12 protein-coding genes are annotated in these 17901 nt (G+C 67.4%); 7 read left to right on the top strand and 5 right to left on the bottom strand.

All coding sequences use genetic code 11. The features are described from left to right. The first annotated feature begins 363 nt into the window (after positions 1-363). A complete protein-coding gene (locus ACIIOY_RS16205; protein WP_411035707.1) occupies positions 364-582 on the top strand; it encodes a hypothetical protein in 219 nt (72 codons plus the stop codon). A gap of 155 nt (positions 583-737) precedes the next feature. Then, positions 738-2294, top strand: a complete 1557-nt coding sequence (locus ACIIOY_RS16200) for a VOC family protein (protein WP_411035706.1) — start codon at positions 738-740, stop codon at positions 2292-2294. A 52-nt stretch (positions 2295-2346) separates the two neighbouring features. Here ACIIOY_RS16200 and ACIIOY_RS16195 read toward each other — a convergent pair whose 3' ends face one another. The 4 genes from ACIIOY_RS16195 to ACIIOY_RS16180 all read right to left on the bottom strand — a co-directional run bounded on the left by ACIIOY_RS16195 (position 2347) and on the right by ACIIOY_RS16180 (position 10427). Then, a complete protein-coding gene (locus ACIIOY_RS16195; RefSeq protein ID WP_411035705.1) occupies positions 2347-5436 on the bottom strand; it encodes an efflux RND transporter permease subunit in 3090 nt (1029 codons plus the stop codon). Continuing rightward, positions 5433-6506, bottom strand: a complete 1074-nt coding sequence (locus ACIIOY_RS16190) for an efflux RND transporter periplasmic adaptor subunit (RefSeq protein WP_411035704.1) — start codon at positions 6504-6506, stop codon at positions 5433-5435. Before ACIIOY_RS16190 ends, ACIIOY_RS16195 begins: the two co-directional genes overlap by 4 nt. Then, on the bottom strand, positions 6503-7573 hold the full coding sequence (locus tag ACIIOY_RS16185) for an efflux RND transporter periplasmic adaptor subunit (RefSeq protein ID WP_411035703.1): 1071 nt from the start codon (positions 7571-7573) through the stop codon (positions 6503-6505). Before ACIIOY_RS16185 ends, ACIIOY_RS16190 begins: the two co-directional genes overlap by 4 nt. A 544-nt stretch (positions 7574-8117) precedes the next feature. Next, a complete protein-coding gene (locus tag ACIIOY_RS16180) occupies positions 8118-10427 on the bottom strand; it encodes a methyl-accepting chemotaxis protein (RefSeq protein WP_411035702.1) in 2310 nt (769 codons plus the stop codon). A gap of 392 nt (positions 10428-10819) precedes the next feature. Between ACIIOY_RS16180 and ACIIOY_RS16175 the strand changes: the two genes are divergently transcribed. Both ACIIOY_RS16175 and ACIIOY_RS16170 read left to right on the top strand, forming a co-directional pair. Further along, the gene (locus ACIIOY_RS16175; protein ID WP_411035701.1) at positions 10820-11773 is read left to right on the top strand and encodes a ring-cleaving dioxygenase; all 954 of its coding nucleotides are present in this window, start codon (positions 10820-10822) and stop codon (positions 11771-11773) included. 72 nt (positions 11774-11845) lie between these two features. Further along, positions 11846-12403: an NADPH-dependent FMN reductase gene (locus tag ACIIOY_RS16170; RefSeq protein ID WP_411035700.1), complete on the top strand. Its 558-nt coding sequence runs from the start codon at positions 11846-11848 to the stop codon at positions 12401-12403. Between the two features lie 7 nt (positions 12404-12410). Here the strand turns inward: ACIIOY_RS16170 and cysQ are convergent, their stop codons facing one another. Further along, positions 12411-13238, bottom strand: a complete 828-nt coding sequence (cysQ, locus tag ACIIOY_RS16165) for a 3'(2'),5'-bisphosphate nucleotidase CysQ (RefSeq protein WP_411035699.1) — start codon at positions 13236-13238, stop codon at positions 12411-12413. A 170-nt stretch (positions 13239-13408) separates the two neighbouring features. Between cysQ and ACIIOY_RS16160 the strand changes: the two genes are divergently transcribed. Genes ACIIOY_RS16160 through ACIIOY_RS16150 form a run of 3 tightly spaced genes read left to right on the top strand, consistent with a single transcriptional unit; the run spans position 13409 to position 17897 of the window. After that, the gene (locus tag ACIIOY_RS16160) at positions 13409-14659 is read left to right on the top strand and encodes a sarcosine oxidase subunit beta family protein (protein ID WP_411035698.1); all 1251 of its coding nucleotides are present in this window, start codon (positions 13409-13411) and stop codon (positions 14657-14659) included. Between the two features lie 8 nt (positions 14660-14667). Further along, positions 14668-14943, top strand: a complete 276-nt coding sequence (locus ACIIOY_RS16155; RefSeq protein ID WP_411035697.1) for a sarcosine oxidase subunit delta — start codon at positions 14668-14670, stop codon at positions 14941-14943. Further along, entirely contained in the window at positions 14940-17897 is a 2958-nt protein-coding gene (locus ACIIOY_RS16150) for a sarcosine oxidase subunit alpha family protein (protein WP_411035696.1), read from the top strand. Before ACIIOY_RS16155 ends, ACIIOY_RS16150 begins: the two co-directional genes overlap by 4 nt. The last annotated feature ends 4 nt before the right edge of the window (positions 17898-17901 follow it).

Genomic DNA, 17901 nt, shown 5'->3' with positions numbered 1-17901 from the left:
AAAAGTATTTTGCGATTCGAATTGTCACACTAATCCGGCAGCAATTTATTCCAAAATTCTCCGGATTCCATTGACAAAGAGAGGAGACCCGATTATGTGTTGGAGCATCGCATGAGGGCTGCATGCATTTTATTCCGGCCTATCCCTGACGCACCCATTTTTCAGCGTCAGCGCCAACCAGAGAGGGAGTGTGTCATGTACGATATGAACTGCATCGCCTCCGTGCGTGTGGCGTGCTCCTGTCGTGAAACGGTTAAAGGGAAAGCGCATACGGCCTTCTGCCGAATGTGATCTGATTTCCCCTCATCGATTAAGCGCAAGATTTTGAATTGGCTGTGCCCTTGGGGTGCGGCAGGAGTTGTTATGCAAAAGCAGGTTATCGAAATCGGTGGTGAGGCTGTCGGCGTCGTCGTTCCCGATGAGGATCGGCTGAAGTTCGTCGCCGTCAAATATTCCGTATGGGACCTGGATTCGCAGCGTTTTTCGTCGGCAGACGAGGTGCGCGCGGCGATCCGCCGTCTTCTCAACGATCCGTCCGCTGCCAACCGGGCGATGCCGGCGGCCAATGTTGCGGCCGCCTGAGCACGAATTCCGACGAGCCGGCACGGATCGTGCCGGACACCGACCGGCCTCGCCATCAGCGGGGCCGGTTTCATTTTGTGGACAGTCCATTCACCGGGCACCGGCTGGTGCGCGGAGCCAAATCCTGATTGGGTGCCGGCGAAAGGAGGTGCCCCATGGTGAGCGGCATCCATCACATCACGGCGATCACCCGGAAGATCCAGGCGAACGTCGATTTTTACGCCGGCTTCCTCGGCCTCAGGCTCGTCAAGCGGACGGCGGGTTACGAAGACGCCGACCAGCTCCATCTCTTCTACGGCGATGCGGCGGCAAGCCCCGGTTCGCTGATCACGTTCCTTGCCTGGGAAGACGGTTCTCCCGGCCGGGTCGGGCTCGGCCAGCCGTCGGAGATCGCCCTTGCCGTCCGCCCGGAGGCGATCGGCTTCTGGCTGACGCGCGCGTTGACGCACAACGTCGCCATGAGCGGCCCGGCGCAGGAGTTCGGCGAGCCCGTGCTGCGGCTCAGGGACCCGGACGGCATCATCGTCAAGCTCGTCGGGGAAGCGGGCGTGGAAGGCCCCGCGCCGCACGCCACGGAGCGCATCGCCGCTGCGGACGCCATCCAGCGCATCCGCGGCGCGACGGTCCTGTCGGAAAGGCCGGCGGAGACGGCGGCGTTCATCGCCGGGCATTTCGGCTTTCGCAAGGCGGGCGAAGCAAACGGCATCGTCCGGCTTGCCGGCGAGGCGGGCGACGTGCTCGACATCCGCGATGCGGGCGGCTTCTGGACGTCGGCGCCCGGCACCGGCACGATCGACCATATCGCGCTGCGCGCGCCGGACCGGCCTGCCGTCGAGGCCATGGCCGGCCGGCTCGCCGCGGAGGACGCCGGCGCCACCAACATGCACGACCGCACCTATTTCTACTCGCTCTATGTCCGCGAGCCCGGCGGCGCGCTGCTGGAATATGCGACGGAAGGTCCCGGCATGACGGTCGACGAGCCCCTGGACGCGCTCGGCCGCACGCTGTTCGTCCCGAAACATTTCCATGCCGATCCGGACGACGTCCGGGCCCGGCTCCCGCAATTTTCCCTGCCGGGAGAAGAAAGAATGCGCGAAAGAGAGCTGCCCTTCATCCACCGGGTGCATCGCCCGGCAAATCCGGACGGCACGGCCGTCGTGCTCCTGCACGGCACCGGCGGCAACGAGACCAGCCTTCTGCCCTTCGGCGCGCGTCTGGCGCCCGATGCCGTGCTGCTCAGCCCGCGCGGACGCAGCGTGGACGAAGGCTATCCGCGCTTCTTCCGCCGCCTGTCCGCCGTTACCTTCGACCAGAAGGATATCGTCGGCGAAGCGGAAGCCTTCGCCGCCTTCATGGACGGGGCGAACGCGGCCTACGGGCTCGATCCGGAAAAGACGCTGTTCGTCGGCTACTCGAACGGTGCGAACATGATCGGCGCGGTCATGCTGCTGCATCCGGGCCTCATCCGCAACGCTGTGCTGCTGCGCGGCATGAATGTGTTGGAGAATGTGCCCCAGGCCGATCTTTCCGGGGCGAACGTGCTGATGGTGACCGGCCGGTCGGACCCTTACGGCCGCTATGCGGAAGACCTCGATGCGCATCTGAGGGCCGCCGGCGCGACGGTCGAAAACAAGCTGCTCGCGGCCGGCCACGACATCGGCCCGGCCGACCTCGATCTGGCGAGGGCCTACAAGGAGCGTGTCATCGGCTGACGGCAGAAGGGAAGGGGGCGCACCGCGACGTGCGCCCCGCTGTTCGAGCCGGTTATGCCACCTCGGCGGGTTTCCCGGCGGGGGCGGGCGTTTCGCCCTCCTTCTCCTCGGGCTTGATGCGGAACCAGGCGATGTAGAGCGCCGGCAGGAAGAGCAGCGTCAGCACCGTGCCGACGATAATGCCGCCCATCATGGCATAGGCCATCGGCCCCCAGAACACTTCGCGCGAGATGGGGATGAGCGCGAGGCTGGCGGCGGCGGCGGTCAGCATGATCGGCCGCATGCGGTGCTCGGTCGCCTCCCGCACCGCGTCCCAGGCGTGCCTGCCCTCCCGTCTCAGGTCCTCGATCTGCACGACGAGGATGACCGAGTTGCGGATGAGGATGCCGATCAGCGCCAGGACGCCGAGGATCGCGACGAAACCGAGCGGCGCTCCGCTGCCGAGCAGGGCGATGACCACCCCGATGAGCGCCAGCGGCGCCACTGCGAAGACGAGGAAGAGCCGCGAGAAGCTCTGCAATTGCAGCATCAGGATCGTCGCCATGGCGAAGAGCATCAGCGGCACGACGGCGACGATCGGCGCCTGGCTGTTGGCGCTTTCCTCGACGGTACCGCCGACGGCGACGTCGTAGCCGGACGGCAGGTTCTCGCGGAAGGCCGAAACGTCCTTCTCCATCTGCGAGACGATCGTCGCCGGCTGCACGCCGCCGGTGATGCTCGCCTTGACGGTGATGGTGGGTTGGCGGGAGCGGCGCCAGACGACCGGCTGCTCCATCTCGTAGCGGAAGTTGGCGACTGCCGCGAGCGGCACGGCGGTGCCGTTCGCCGTCGGCAGCTGGAGCTGGCGCAGCGTCTCGATGGATTGGCGCTCGGTCGCCCGTGCCCGGCCGATGACGTCGATCAGGTAGACGTCGTCGCGGATCTGGGTGACGGTCGTGCCGCCGACGACGCCGTTGAGCGCCGAGGCGATGTCCTGCGAGGTGACGCCGAGCTGGCGGGCCTTGTCCTGGAGCACGTCGACCTTCACGACGCGCGCCGGCTCGTTCCAGTCGTAGACGATGTCGCCGAGGCGGTCGTTCCTGCCGAGGAGTTCGCCGAAGGCGAGCGCCTGCTTGCGCACCTCCTGGATGTCCGGGCCGCTGACGCGGTACTGGATCGGCCGGCCGACCGGCGGGCCGATATCGAGCAGCTTGACGAGCGCATCCGTGCCGACGAACGTCTTGCGCAGATAGTCCTCCAGGTCCGCCTTGAGGCGGTCGCGCGCCTCGAGGTCCTTGCTGACGATGATCGTCTGGCCGAAGGCCGGTGAGGGCGGCTGCACGTCGAAGGAAAGCAGGAAGCGCACCGCGCCCTCTCCCACATAGGAGGACCAGCGCTCGATATCCGGATTGCCCTTCAGCTTCTCCTCCTCCAGCTTGGCGATCTGCGCATTGGTCTCGGCGATCGAGGCGTTCTGCGGCAGCGCCCAGTCGATGACGAGCTCCGGCCGGTCGGAGGACGGGAAGAACTGCTCCTGTACGAAGCGCATGCCGAAGACCGAGACGAGGAAGACGGCGACCGTCGCGACGATCGTGGTCCACTTCCAGCGCATGCACACATCGAGGATGCGCGCGAAGGTGCGGGCGAACCAGCCCTTCTCCTCGTGGTGCTTCTTCATCGTCTTCGGCAGGATGGTGACGCCGAGCAGCGGCGTGAAGACGACCGCGACCACCCACGACACGACGAGCGAGATGGCGATGACGACGAAAAGGCTGAACGTGAACTCGCCGGCCGCGCTGTTGTTGAGGCCGATCGGGATGAAGCCCGCCACCGTCACCAGCGTGCCGGTGAGCATGGGGAAGGCGGTGGAGGTGTAGACGTAGGTCGCCGCCTTGCGCAGCGAATCCCCGACTTCCAGCCGCGCCACCATCATCTCGACGGCAATCATCGCATCGTCGACGAGGAGCCCGAGCGCGATGATCAGCGCTCCGAGCGACACGCGCTGCAGGGATATGTCGTCGTAGTACATGAAGACGAAGGTGATGCCCAGCGTCAGCGGGATGGAGAGCGCCACGACGAGGCCGGCGCGAAGGCCGAGGCTGACGAAGCTGACGATGAGGACGATGGCGACGGCCTCGAACAGCGCCCGCGTGAAGCCGGAGACGGCCTCCTCCACGACCTTCGGCTGGTCGGAGACGAGGTGGACGTCCACGCCGACCGGAAGCTCGTGCGACAAAAGCTCGATCTGCCGTTCCACCGCCGCGCCGAATTCGAGAAGGTTCGAGCCCTGCTTCATGCCGATGGCAAGGCCGATCGCCGGCTCCCCGTTGAAGCGGAAGAGCGCGGAGGGCGGATCCTGGTAGCCGCGGGTGATGGTGGCGATGTCGCTCAAGCGGAAGAAGCGATTGTTGACGCGCAGGTTCACGTCGCGAAGGCTCGCCTCCGAGGTGAACTGCCCGCCGACGCGCACGCTGACGCGTTCGCCGCCGGCCTGCACCACGCCGGAGGGCGCAATCGCGTTCTGCGCCTGCAGGGTCGCGACGACCTCCTGGGTCGAGATGCCGAGCGCGGCGAGCTGGCGCGTGGAGAATTCCAGATAGATCACCTCGTCCTGCGCGCCGATGAGGTCGACCTTGCCGATGTTCGGCACGGTGAGGATGCGCGTGCGGGCATCCTCCACATAGTCGCGCAGCTGTCGCGGCGTCAGGCCGTCGGCGGTGAAGGCGTAGATATTGCCGAAAACGTCGCCGAAGCGGTCGTTGAAGGCCGGGCCGACGACGCCGGAAGGGAACTCGCCGCGGATGTCGTTGATCATGTTGCGGACGGTCTGCCAGGTCGGCGCCACGTCGCGCGCGCGGGTGGTCGGCTTCAGGTTGACGAAGACCAGCGTCTGGCCGGGCGTCGTCATGCTGCGGCTGAAATCGAGCGATTCCAGCTCCTCCAGCTTGCGCTCGATGCGCTCGGTCACCTGCCGCGTCGTTTCCTCGACGGAGGCGCCCGGCCAGGCGGCGCTGATCGTCATCGTCTTGATGACGAAGGACGGATCCTCTTCCCGCCCGAGGTTTTGATAGGTGAAGAAGCCGAGCAGGGCAAAGACGATCATGAAGTACCAGACGAGCGACGCATGGTCGAGCGCCCAGTCCGAAAGGTTGAATTTCTTCATAGACTTGCCTCGTCCTCGATCTTCACTTTCTGGCCTTCTTCGAGGCTGTTCACCCCGGCGGTGACGACGCGGTCGCCCTCCTTCAGGCCGCTCGCCACCGGAAGGTGGCGTCCGACGGCCGCGCCCGTCTCGATCGGAGCAAGGCGCACCTCGCCCTTCTCGCCGTCGACGAGCCAGACGTGCGGCTTGCCGTCCTTTTGCAGGACGGCGGTTTCCGGCACCATGATGGCGGTGAGGTCCGGCCCTTCGAGCTCGGCGGTGATCGTCGTGCCGAGCCGGACCGTATCGGGCGGGTTTTCCAGCGCGATCTTGACACGGCGCGTGCGGGTCGCGGCATCGGCGGAGGGCGCGACCTCGCGCACGACGCCCTTGACGGTGACGGCCGGGTTGATCTGCAGGGAAACCCGGAAACGGCTGCCGACGGCGATGGCCTCCGCCGTCTCCGGAATGTCGACGACCGCATCGCGCTCGTCCGGCCGGGCGACGGTGACGATGGCTTCGCCCGGCGAAACGGTCTGTCCGACCTCGGCGCCCGTCGCGACGACGACGCCGTCGAATTCGGCGAGGATCCGGGTGTAGGAAAGCTGTTCCTCCGCCTTCACCAGCGCCGTGCGGGCGCGGATGAGGCCGGCGTCGGCCGCCTCGCGCGATTGCTCGGCGCTCTCGACGGCGGCCTTTGCCGCGGCATTGGACTGGAGCAGCGTCTTCTGTCGTTCCTCGGTCGCGACCGCGCTTGCGAGCGTCGCCTCGGCGCTGGAAAGCTCCGCGCGGGCGGAACGCACGGCAAGCTCGTAGGCCGTCGCATCGAGCACGGCGAGCACGTCGCCCTTCTTCACCAGATCACCGACATGGACGGTGCGCGAAACGAGGCGGCCGGCAACGCGCGAGCCGAGCGCGGCCTGCACCTTCGCCTGCACCGTGCCGGCAAAGCGGGTGCCCGGCAGCGCGGACGGCGTGACGACCATGGACAGCACCGGCCGGGGCGGGGCGGCCGCTTCCTCTTCCTTCTGGCAGCCGGCAAGCGCCATGGCCCCGGCAACGGCCAGGCTCAGCGGGATAATCATCCTCATTGGGCGGCTCCTTCGATCGCGGTGACGGTCTGGCCCGGCCGCAGCAGCTTCGTGCCATCGGCGACGTAGGTCTCCCCCTCCGTCACGCCGCCCGTGACGAGCGCGGTCCCGGTCTCGAAGGACAGGACCTCGACCGGGCGCAGGCTGACCGTGTTGTTCGTCTTGTCGACGATCCAGAGCGCAGGCTTGCCCTCGACGCCGGAAAGCGCCTGCCACGGCACGGCCGCGACCCGGCGCGGCGCCAGCGCGCCGACGCCGACCACGGAGGCGCCGAGGGTCATTTCCGGGGGCGTCTTGTCCATGGCGATCTTCACCCGCACCGTGCCGGTCTGGCTATCGATGGTCGGCGAGACCTCGCGCACATTGCCGGTGGTGCGCACCCTGTCGTCGCTGAGCAGCGTGACGACCACGCCGTCCTTCGCGGGCTGCGCGAAGAACAGCGATTCGTAGACATTGAAGACCGCGTCACGGGGACCGTTGTCGGCGATAGTGAACATGGTCTGCGCTGCCTGCGCCACCTGGCCGGATTCGGCGAAACGTGCGGTGACGATGCCGTCGGCAGGCGCGCGCAGTTCCGTATAGGAAAGCACTTCCTTCGCCGTATCGCGCTGGGCGATCGCCGCCTCGCGGGCGCTTTCGGCGGTGCGCAGCGCCGTCTCGGCGTCATCGAAATCGCGCCGCGTGCTGATGCCGTCGTTCAGCAGCGACCGCTGGCGTTCGAAATTGGTGCGGGCGAGCTTGAGCTGCGCGTCCGCCGCGCGCACGCCCGCTTCCGCGGCCTCGACATCCGCCTTCTGCTCCTCCGGATCGAGCCGCGCCAGCACCTGGCCCTCCTTGACCGCATCGCCCACATCGACGAACCAGCCGGTAATGCGCCCGCCGACGCGGAAGGAAAGATCCGTCTCCACCCGGGCGATCACTTCGCCGGTGATGGTGATCGACTGTTCGCGGTCCTCGAAATGCACCGGCGCGATGCGCACCGGCCGCGCCACGCCATCGGCCCAGGCCGGCAAGGCGGCGGCGGAAAGCAGGATCGCCGCCAGCATCGTTCTACCCGATCGGGTCATCGTCGTCTCCACCGTTGCAGAAACCCCATTTAATGTGGGTCCTCATTATATCGCAAAGAGCAGACTGGCAAGCCTTCAACACCATCAGGCGTTGAGCATGCCGCAGGCGAGTGTGGCGGAGTCCTTGCAAAAAGCCAATCGGGAAGGCGGCGTGCCGGAAAAATACAATAAATCATATTTTTCAGCAGCCTAGCGCGATGCGACGCCGAGGCCGCAAAACAAGAAAGCCGCCGGCAGCCTCGAAACCTCTTTCGGTTTCCATAAAGCTGCACGACGGCTTTGCCGGAGCGTCGTTCTTTGGACGCTTCTATCTCGGTCCCCTCTGGACCTATCGACAGGAAAGCAGGAAGCGTGCCAATTGGGAGCGGTGCAAGATAAAGCAATTATTTCAGTTTATTAAATGAATTTCTAATGAGTTGGCCGGCGCAGGGAGAGGTGCGGCGTGTTCAAATCCTGTGCATTGCGCAAAACCCGCCCGCTCCTCCGCCCAACAAAAAGGCGGCCGTCGCCGGCCGCCTTCCTTCCCGAACCCGCGTTGGAACGCTCAAAACTCCTCCCAGTCCTGCGCTGCCGCGGCCTGCCCGCCTCCGAAGGCGCGGGCGAGCTTGTTGCCGAGCGCCCTTGCCCCCGAGGCGGCCGGGCGGTTTTCCGTGGCGGAGGGCGCTGCCGGGCGGGCCGCTGCGGCGTTCGCGCCCAGGCGGAACTGCGCGATAAGGCTGTTCAGCGCCGCTGCCTCGGTTGCCAGCGCATGGCTTGCGGCCGTCTGCTCCTCCACCATGGCCGCATTCTTCTGCGTGCCCTGGTCGATGGAGTTCACCGCCGCGCTGATCTCGTTGAGGCCGGTCGACTGCTCGCGGGCCGAACGCACGATGGCCGCGACATTCTGATCGATCTCCTGCACCTGGTTGACGATCTCCGTGAGCGCGGAGCCGGTCTCGCCGACGAGCGCGACGCCGAGATGCACCTGCTCGCCGGACTTGGTGATGAGCGCCTTGATCTCCTTGGCTGCATTGGCCGAGCGCTGGGCGAGCTCGCGCACCTCCTGCGCGACGACCGCAAAGCCCTTGCCGGCTTCGCCTGCGCGTGCCGCCTCGACGCCGGCATTGAGCGCCAGCAGGTTGGTCTGGAAGGCGATCTCGTCGATGACGCCGATGATGTTGGAGATTTCGCGCGAGGAGGTCTCGATGCCGCTCATCGCGTTCACGGCGCGGCGGACGACCTCGCCCGACTTCTCCGCGCCGGCGCGCGTGCGCTCGACGAGCTGGCCGGCGTCCTCCGCCCGCTTGGTGGCGTCCTTGAGCGAGGTGGTGATCTGTTCCAGCGCCGCTGCCGTTTCCTCGACGGAAGCCGCCTGCTGCTCGGTGCGCTTGGCAAGGTCGTCGGAGGCGGAGCGGATCTCCGCAGAGCCGGCCTGGATGGCGTTGGCGTTGCTGCCGACCGATCGAAGCGCCGCCTGCAGCTTTTCCACCGAGGCGTTGAAATCGAGGCGGACCTGGTCGAGCGAGCCGGCGAAGGCCTGCTCGATCCGGTGCGTCATGTCGCCGTCGGCGAGCTTCTGCAGGCCTTCGGCAAGCGCCTCGACGGCGACGCGCGTCTGGCGCTCGCGTTCGGCCGCCTCCTCGGCGCGCTGGCGACGTTCCTCTTCCGAAAGCGCCCGGTTCTGCTCGGCCTCTCCTTCAAGGCGGATCTTGGCAAGCGTGGCGTCGCGCAGCACGGCGAGCGAGCGGGCCATCTCGCCGATCTCGTCCTGGCGGGCCGATTCGGAAAGGTCGACATCCGTGCGGCCCCGGGCGATTTCGCTCGTCGCGGCGATGACCGTGCCAAGCCGCTTGCGGAAGCGGGCTGCAAGGAGCCAGCCGATCGAGATCATCAGGCCCGTGGCCACCGCAATGACGATGATGGACGTGATGGCGAGCATCGAGAGGCTGGCGAAGAGGACGGACTTCGGCACCGAAACGATGGCGAACCAGGTGGTGCCGGGCTGCAGCGGCACCGGGACGGCAACGGCCATGGAGGCGCCGCCGGCGGCATCGGCCATCTCGAAAACCTTGCCGGGATTGTCGATCAGCCGCTGCCAGGCGGCGACGTCGAGGCCGGAATCCTTCAGCGTCTTGCCAAGCGTCGCCGCATCGGGGTGGCTGACGATGCTGCCACCCTGGCTGAGCAGCGCGACAAAACCTTCGCCGAGCGGCTTCAGCCCGGCCATGTCGGCGGCGAGCGCATCGAGCGCGACGTCGACGCCGGCCACCGCCTTGAAGGTGCCGTCGAACATCAGCGGCACCATGAAGGACGTCATCAGCGTGTCCTTTCCGCCGACATTATAGATGTAGGGTTCCGTCAGCAGGTCCTTGCCGGTCTTCTTCGGCACCTGGTAGTAGTCGCCGGGGCCGTCCTTGTCGTAGTCGACCAGCGCTTCGATCACGGCAGCGCCGTCATTGCGGATGATGTAGGGGACATAGCGGCCGCTCGCGTCATGGCCGGGCTTTCCCTTGTAGTCGGCATCCTTGCCGTCGAAGGCGTCCGGCTCCCAGCCCGTGCTGAGGCCGACGGCGAAGGGGTTGTCCATCAGGAGGCGCTTCATCATGGCGTCGGCCGCCTCGCGGCTCGGCGCGCCGGTGTCCTTCATGGCAAAGAGCGACGAGCGGATGTTCCAGCCCAGCGTCTTCACCTGCGCGAAGGTCGTCTCCACCTTGCCCGCACTTGCCTGGGCCGCGTTGACCATCTCCGAAATCGATCGCTCCTCCACGGCATGGTAGGAAAGCCAAAGCAGGACGCCCGCTGTGGCCACGGTCGTGGCAACACCGGCCGCCACGATGGCGAGCATGTTTCGGGCAGTCGCAGTCTTTGGCAGCATCGATCGTCTCCTGGCGGGCGCGAGAACGGCGCCGGCATTCGATGGGAAAATGGCGGGACATGCCGGCTTTGCGGCGAGGCAGGGACGAATTCATTTCGCAGGCAGGCAGCGTAGGCGCATGCTGGTTTATGAAACGCTAAAATTTGAACGATCTAACGTTAGAACAGAATGGGCGGACAGGCGTTCTCTCCGGACGGCGGTTTTGCGCGGGTGACGCGGCCGTTCGGCGTCGTGCATGCGCATCGGGATGCCGTTCAGGAAAAGTGAACAATCCGTTCGCCCGGTCCGATCTTCCGGGAGGGCAGGCAAGGGGCGATATTCGCTTCAACGCAAGGCCCCGATAGCGGGGCACGCACCAGAACACCCCGGATGTTTCCGGAGAGGAGTTTATCATGGCCCTTCAGCTCACAGGCATCCATCACCTGACGGCGATCACCGCGAACGCGCGGGAGAACCTGCGCTTCTATACGCAGGTCCTTGGCCTGCGCCTCGTCAAGAAGACCGTCAACCAGGACGATACGAGCGCCTACCATCTCTTCTACGCCGACGGGCTTGCCTCGCCCGGCACGGACCTCACCTTCTTCGACTGGCCGGTGGGCCACGAGCGGCGCGGCACGCACAGCGTTTCGCGTACGGGCCTGCGCGTTGCAAGCCTCGCCACGCTCGAATGGTGGAAGGCGCGCTTTGCCGAGCGGAAGGTGAAGGCGGGCGAGATCCGCGATGTCGGCGGCCGCGCCTCGCTGGATTTCGAGGACGGCGAGGGCCAGCGCTTCCGCCTCGTCGCCGACGATGCTGGTGCGCCTTCCAACCCGTGGGAAAAGAGCCCGGTTCCGGCCGAACACCAGATCAAGGGCCTCGGACCGATCACGCTCAGCGTGCCGGACATCCGCAACACACAAACAGTGCTCGTCCATGTGATGAACATGAAGGAGACCTCGACCTATCCCAACCCGGAGGGGGCGGGCGACGTCCATGTCTTCTCGATGGGTGAAGGCGGCCCCGCCGCCGAGCTGCACGTCGCCGTCGAGCCGGACCTGCCGGCCGCCCACCAGGGCGCCGGCGCCGTGCACCATGTCGCCTTCCGCGCGCCGGACGTCGAGGCGCTGCACGCGTGGACGGAGCGGCTGCGCGGCTTCCGCCTGCCGTCGAGCGGGGAGGTCGAGCGCTTCTACTTCCGCTCGCTCTATTTCCGCGAGCCGAACGGGATCCTGTTCGAGATCGCCACGGACGGGCCCGGCTTTGTCGTGGACGAGCCGCTCGAGACCCTGGGCGAGAGCCTGTCGCTGCCGCCCTTCCTGGAACCGCGCCGCGCGCAGATCGAGGCCCGGCTGAAACCGCTCGCCTGACCTGAAACGAAAGCCCCGGCGCGGCAGGCCGCCCGCCGGGGTTTTGCCGGACCCATCGAATGGAGAGGTGACATGACGAAACTGGTGGCAATCTCGGGCAGCCTGCGCAAGGGCTCCTTCAACACGGCGCTGCTGCGCGCCGCCCTGACCATGGCGCCGGAGGGTGTCGGGATCGCCGAGGGCTCGATCCGGGGCATCCCGCTCTACGACGGCGACGCGGAAGCGCAGGACGGCATCCCCGAGGCGGTCTCGCGCCTCAAGGATCTCGTCGCGGCGGCGGATGGCGTCATCCTCTTCACGCCCGAATACAACAACGGCATTCCCGGCGTCTTCAAGAACGCCATCGACTGGATGAGCCGCCCGTCCGCCGACATTCCCCGCGTCTTCGCCGGCAAGCCCTTCGCCATCACCGGCGCCTCGCCGGGCAATTTCGGCACCCTGCTGTCGCAGGAGGCCTGGCTGCCCGTCATGCGCACGCTCGGCACCGTCCCGTGGTTCGGAACGAAGTTGATGGTCTCGCGCGCCGGAACCGTCATCCAGGACGGCAAGATCGCCGACGAGGCGACGGAGAAGAAGCTCCGCGATTTCGTCGCGGGCTTTGCGGCCTTCGTCGCGGAGTACCGCCGGTAGGTCGCGTTCACTTCGCCCCGGCGGCTGCGCCGATGCTCCAGCCGGCACCGGCGGCGATGAAGTTCGGATTGGCGAAATCGGCGTCGTGCGGCTGGTTCCGCTTGCCGTAGGCGAGCAGGTCCCCGGCCAGCGTGCGCGTCTCGCCGCCGGCGGCGCGCAGCACGGCGTCGCCGGCCGCCGTGTCCCATTCCATCGTGCGACTGAAGCGGGGATAGACGTCGGCAAGGCCCTCGGCGACGAGGCAGAACTTCAGCGACGAGCCGATGGCGGTGCAGGCATCGATGCCGTGATCGTCGAGGAAGCGGGCGGTCTGCGGCGTGTCGTGCGAGCGGCTGGCGACGGCGGTCAGCGCCGTGCCCCGACTGCGGCAGCCGATCGGCCGGCGTTCGCCCACGGCGAAATCGCCCGTCACCGTGAAGCGCTCGGCGCGGTTTTCCACCGCCACGAAGCCGCTCGACAGGGCCGGCGCCAGCACGATGCCGGCGATGGGCACGCCCTTGCGCACAAGGGCGATGTTGACGGTGAACTCGTTGCGGCCGGCGACGAATTCCTTGGTGCCGTCGAGCGGGTCGACAAGGAAAAACAGGCCGCCGGAAATGTCCGGGACGAGGCCGGCCGCGACCGCCTCCTCGGCGACGACCGGTACGCTCGGGAAATGCCGCACCATGGCGGCGAGGATCAGCCGCTCGGCCTCCTCGTCCGCCGCGGTCACGGGCGAGCTGTCCGGCTTGTACTGCACGTCCGGCCCGGCGCTGTGGACGGCCATGATCGCGCGGGCGGCAGCGAGCGCTGCGCTCTCCATCACCCGTTTCAGTTCCGCGGCGTCTGGCTGCATGGTCTCCGGCCTCTTCTGCCCATGGCTTAGACGCGCGCCGGTGCGAAAGCAATGTCCTGCGCCGTCGCGCTCATGTGGAAAGAGTCGCACCTGCGCGGGGCTGCGACGCCGCCCCGTCTTGCTGTTTGTGCTGCATATGCGAATGTGGCGCGACTGACCCGGGATTTCGCATGCGCTACTCCGCCCTTTCGATCTTCAAGCAAGCCTTTGCCGGAAACCTCGGCTGGAAGCCCGCCTGGCGGGAGCCGCAGCCGAAGCCGCATTACGACGTGATCATCGTCGGCGGCGGCGGCCACGGCCTGGCGACGGCCTATTACCTTGCCAGGGAATTCGGCGTGCGCAACGTCGCGGTGGTGGAGAAGGGCTATCTCGGCTCCGGCAATGTCGGGCGCAACACGACCATCGTGCGCTCGAACTACATGCTGCCCGGCAACGAACCGTTCTACGAGTTCTCGATGAAGCTCTGGGAGGGGCTGGAGAAGGAGCTCAACTACAATGTGATGTTCTCGCAGCGCGGCCTCATCAGCCTCTTCCACAACGACGGCCAGCGCGACCACTATATCCGGCGCGGCAACGCCATGATGATGGAGGGCGTCCCGGCCGAGCTTCTCGACCGCGAAACGCTGAAGAAGATGCTGCCCTTCCTCAATTTCGACCATGCCCGCTTCCCGATCGTCGGCGGCCTCCTGCAGCGGCGCGCGGGCACGGCGCGGCACGATGCGGTCGCCTGGGGCTTTGCGCGCGGCGCCGACCGGCTCGGCGTCGATCTCATCCAGAACTGCGAGGTCACCGGCATCCGCCGCGAAAACGGAACCGTCACCGGCGTGGAGACGACGAAGGGCTTCATCGGCTGCAACAGGCTGGCGCTGGCGGCGGCCGGCAACTCCTCCCGCGTCGGCGAGATGGCCGGCCTGAAGCTGCCGCTCGAGAGCCATGTCCTGCAGGCCTTCGTGACCGAGGGCCTGAAACCCTGCATCGACCACGTCATCACCTATGGCGCGGGACACTTCTATATCTCGCAGTCCGACAAGGGCGGCCTCGTCTTCGGCGCGGAGATCGACGGCTATTCCTCCTATGCCCAGCGCGGCAACCTTGCGACCGTGGAACACGTCATGGAGGAGGGGGTGACGATGATCCCCGGCCTTTCGCGCGTGCGCGTGCTGCGCGCCTGGGGCGGCGTGATGGACATGTCGATGGACGGTTCGCCGATCATCGACCGCACGCCCATCGACAACCTCTATCTCAACTGCGGCTGGTGCTACGGCGGTTTCAAGGCGACGCCGGCCTCGGGCTTCTGTTTTGCGCATCTGATCGCCAGGGGAGAGAGCCATCACGTGGCGCGCGCGCTCCGGCTCGATCGCTTCGAGCGCGGTTTTCCGATCGACGAGGCGGGTGCGGGCACCCAGCCGAACCTGCATTGAGCTGAGCCATGGCGAGCCTGATTTCCTGTCCGCACTGCGGCACGCGCCCCAAGGAGGAGTTCTCCATTCGCGGCGATGCCACGCCCGTCCGCCCCGCGCCGATGGCCGCGGACGAGGCCTGGCACGACTATGTGCATATCCGCGCCAATCCGCGCGGGCGCATTCGCGAGCACTGGCAGCATGTCGGAGGCTGCCGGCGCTGGCTGGTGGTGGAGCGGGACAATTTCACCCACGAGGTGTTTTCCGTGACCGATGCCGCCGCAGAGAGGGGAGGCGCACAGTGACCGCCCATCGCCTGCCTTCCGGCGGCCTTATCGACCGCAGCCATGCCGTCCGGTTCTCCTTCGACGGCACGGATCTCACGGGGCATGCCGGGGACACGCTCGCCTCGGCGCTCATCGCCAACGACAGGCTGCTCGTCGGCCGCAGCTTCAAGTACCATCGCCCGCGCGGCATCGTGACGGCCGGCCCGTCGGAGCCGAACGCGCTCGTCACCATCGGCAGCGGCGCCCGGCGTGACCCGAACACAAAGGCGACGGTCGCGGAGCTCTACGACGGCCTCGTCGCGGCCAGCCAGAATCGCTGGCCAAGCCTTGCCTACGATGTCGGTGCGGTGAACGACCGCCTGTCGCGGTTCCTCTCCGCCGGCTTCTACTACAAGACCTTCATGTGGCCCGCCGCCTTCTGGGAGAAGGTCTACGAGCCGCTGATCCGGCGCGCCGCGGGCCTTGGCCGCACGGACCTGCCGCGCGATCCGGACTCCTATGAGAAGAGCTGGGCGCATTGCGACCTGCTGGTCGTCGGCTCGGGTCCTGCGGGCCTTGCCGCGGCGCTCGTCGCAGCCCGCTCGGGCCTGCGCGTCATCCTGGCCGAGCAGGATTTCGTCCTCGGGGGCGCGCTGCTCTACGAAACGACCCGGCTGGACGGCGAGGCGCCCTTCGTCTTCGCCCGCCGTGCGGTCGAAGAGCTCCAGAACAGCCCGAACGTCACCCTGCTGCCGCGCACTACCGTTTTCGGCTGGTACGACGACAATGTCTTCGGTGCCGTCGAACGGGTGCAGAAGCACAGTGCGGCCGTGGACGCGGCCAAACCCGCCGAGCGCCTGTGGCGCATCGTGGCGAAGCGCGCGGTCCTCGCCGCCGGCGCGGAGGAGCGGCCGCTGGTCTTCGGCGGCAACGACCGGCCGGGCATCCTGACGGCCAGCGCCGCCAGCACCTATGCCAACCGTTTCGGCGTCGCCGTCGGCACGTCGGTCGCCGTCTACACCAACGGCTCTTCCGGCTATCGCACCGCACGGGACCTTGCGGCGCAGGGCATCGGGATCGCCGCGCTCATCGACAGCCGCGCGGACGCCGCCGACAGGGCGCCGGACGGGGTCCGGCTTATTCGCGGCGGCTCCATCGTCGACACCCGGGGCCGCCGGCGGGTCCGCGCGATCGTCGCGGACCGCGGCGGTTTCGAGGAACTGATCGCCTGCGATGCGGTCGCCATGTCCGGCGGCTGGAGCCCGGTCATCCACCTTGCCTGCCAGCGCGGCGGCCGGCCGGTCTGGTCCGAGGCGCTGCAGGCGTTCCTGGCGCCGGATGTCGGCCCGGGCCTCGTGACGGCGGGTGCGGCGGCGGGCCGCTATCGTCTCCGCGAATGCCTCGACGACGGCGCGCAGAAGGCGGCGGCCGCCGTGGAGGCTCTTGGCCGCCCCGTCGCCGGCTTCGAGCGTCCCGCCGTCGGCGAGGAGATCGATCCGTCCTTCACGGCGCTCTGGCACGTGCCGGGCGCGAAATCCAAAGCCTTCGTCGATTTCCAGAACGACGTGCACACCAAGGACCTCGGCCTCGCCGTGCGCGAGGGCTTCGGCCATGTCGAGCACGCCAAGCGCTACACGACGGGCGGCATGGCGACGGACCAGGGCAAGCTCGGCAACATCAACGCGGTCGGCATCCTCGCCGCCATGCGGGGCGTCAGCCCCGCGGAGGTCGGCACGACGACGTTCCGGCCGTTCTATACGCCCGTCTCCTTCGGCGCGCTCGCCGGCACGGCGCGCGACGAGCATGCCATGCCCGTCCGCCGCTCGCCCCTGCATGGCTGGGCGGCGCGCAACGGCGCGGCCTTCGTGGATGCCGGACTCTGGTACCGCGCGTCCTGGTTCCCGAAGGCCGGCGAGAAGACCTGGCGCGAGAGCGTCGACCGCGAGGTGCGCACGGTGCGCGAGAATGCCGGGCTCTGCGACGTCTCGACGCTCGGCAAGATCGAGGTCTTCGGGCCCGATGCGGCCGAATTCCTCAACCGGCTCTATTGCAATCCCGTGCTGAAGCTGCCCGTCGGCAAGGCGCGCTACGGCCTGATGCTGCGCGAGGACGGCATGGTCTACGACGACGGCACGGTGAGCCGGCTGGCCGAGACGCATTTCATCGTCACCACCACGACGGCGATGGCGGCCGGGGTGCTGTCGCATATGGAATATGCAGCGCAGGTGCTCTGGCCGCAATTGCGCGTGCGTTTCCTCTCCGTTTCGGACCAGTGGGCGCAGATGTCGATCGCCGGGCCGAAGGCGCGCGCGATCCTGCAGGCCGTCGTCGAGGACGACCTTTCCAACGCGGCCTTTCCGTTCCTCGCCGCCCGCGAGGTGCGGCTGAAGGGCAATCTCAAGGCGCGGCTTTTCCGCATCTCCTTTTCCGGCGAGCTCGCCTATGAGCTGGCGGTGCCGGCAGGCTACGGCGAGGCGGTGGCGGATGCGCTGATGCGGGCGGGCGCGCCGCACGGCATCTGCGCCTACGGCGTCGAGGCGCTGAACGTGCTGCGCATCGAGAAGGGCCACGTGACCCATGCCGAACTCGACGGCCGCGTGACGCCGGACGATGCGGGCCTCGGCCGCATGATGGCGGGCAGCAAGCCGGATTTCATCGGCAAGCGGCTCTCCGGCCGCTTCGGCCTGACGGCGGCGGACCGCGCGCAGCTCGTCGGGCTCAAGGCCCTGGAAGGGGACAGGGACATGCGGGCCGGCGCGCACCTGCTCAAGGACGGTGCCAAGCCCTCGACGCTGAACGACCAGGGCTGGGTCAGCTCCGCCTGCTTCTCGCCGACGATCGGCAGCCATATCGCGCTCGCCTTCCTCAAGTCCGGCCGCGAGCGCTACGGCGAGAAGATCGTGGTCTGGGATCAGCTGCGCGGTGTCGAGACCATGGCGGAGGTCTGCGATCCCGTCTTCGTCGACCCGGAAAACCGCAAGCTGATGGCGTGAGGTG

The organism is Shinella agrisoli (genome assembly GCF_046557955.1).
In the GTDB taxonomy this organism is placed as follows: Bacteria; Pseudomonadota; Alphaproteobacteria; order Rhizobiales; family Rhizobiaceae; genus Shinella.
Note: the sequence above shows the minus strand (reverse complement) of the source record. Positions and strands in the feature narration are given on the sequence as shown.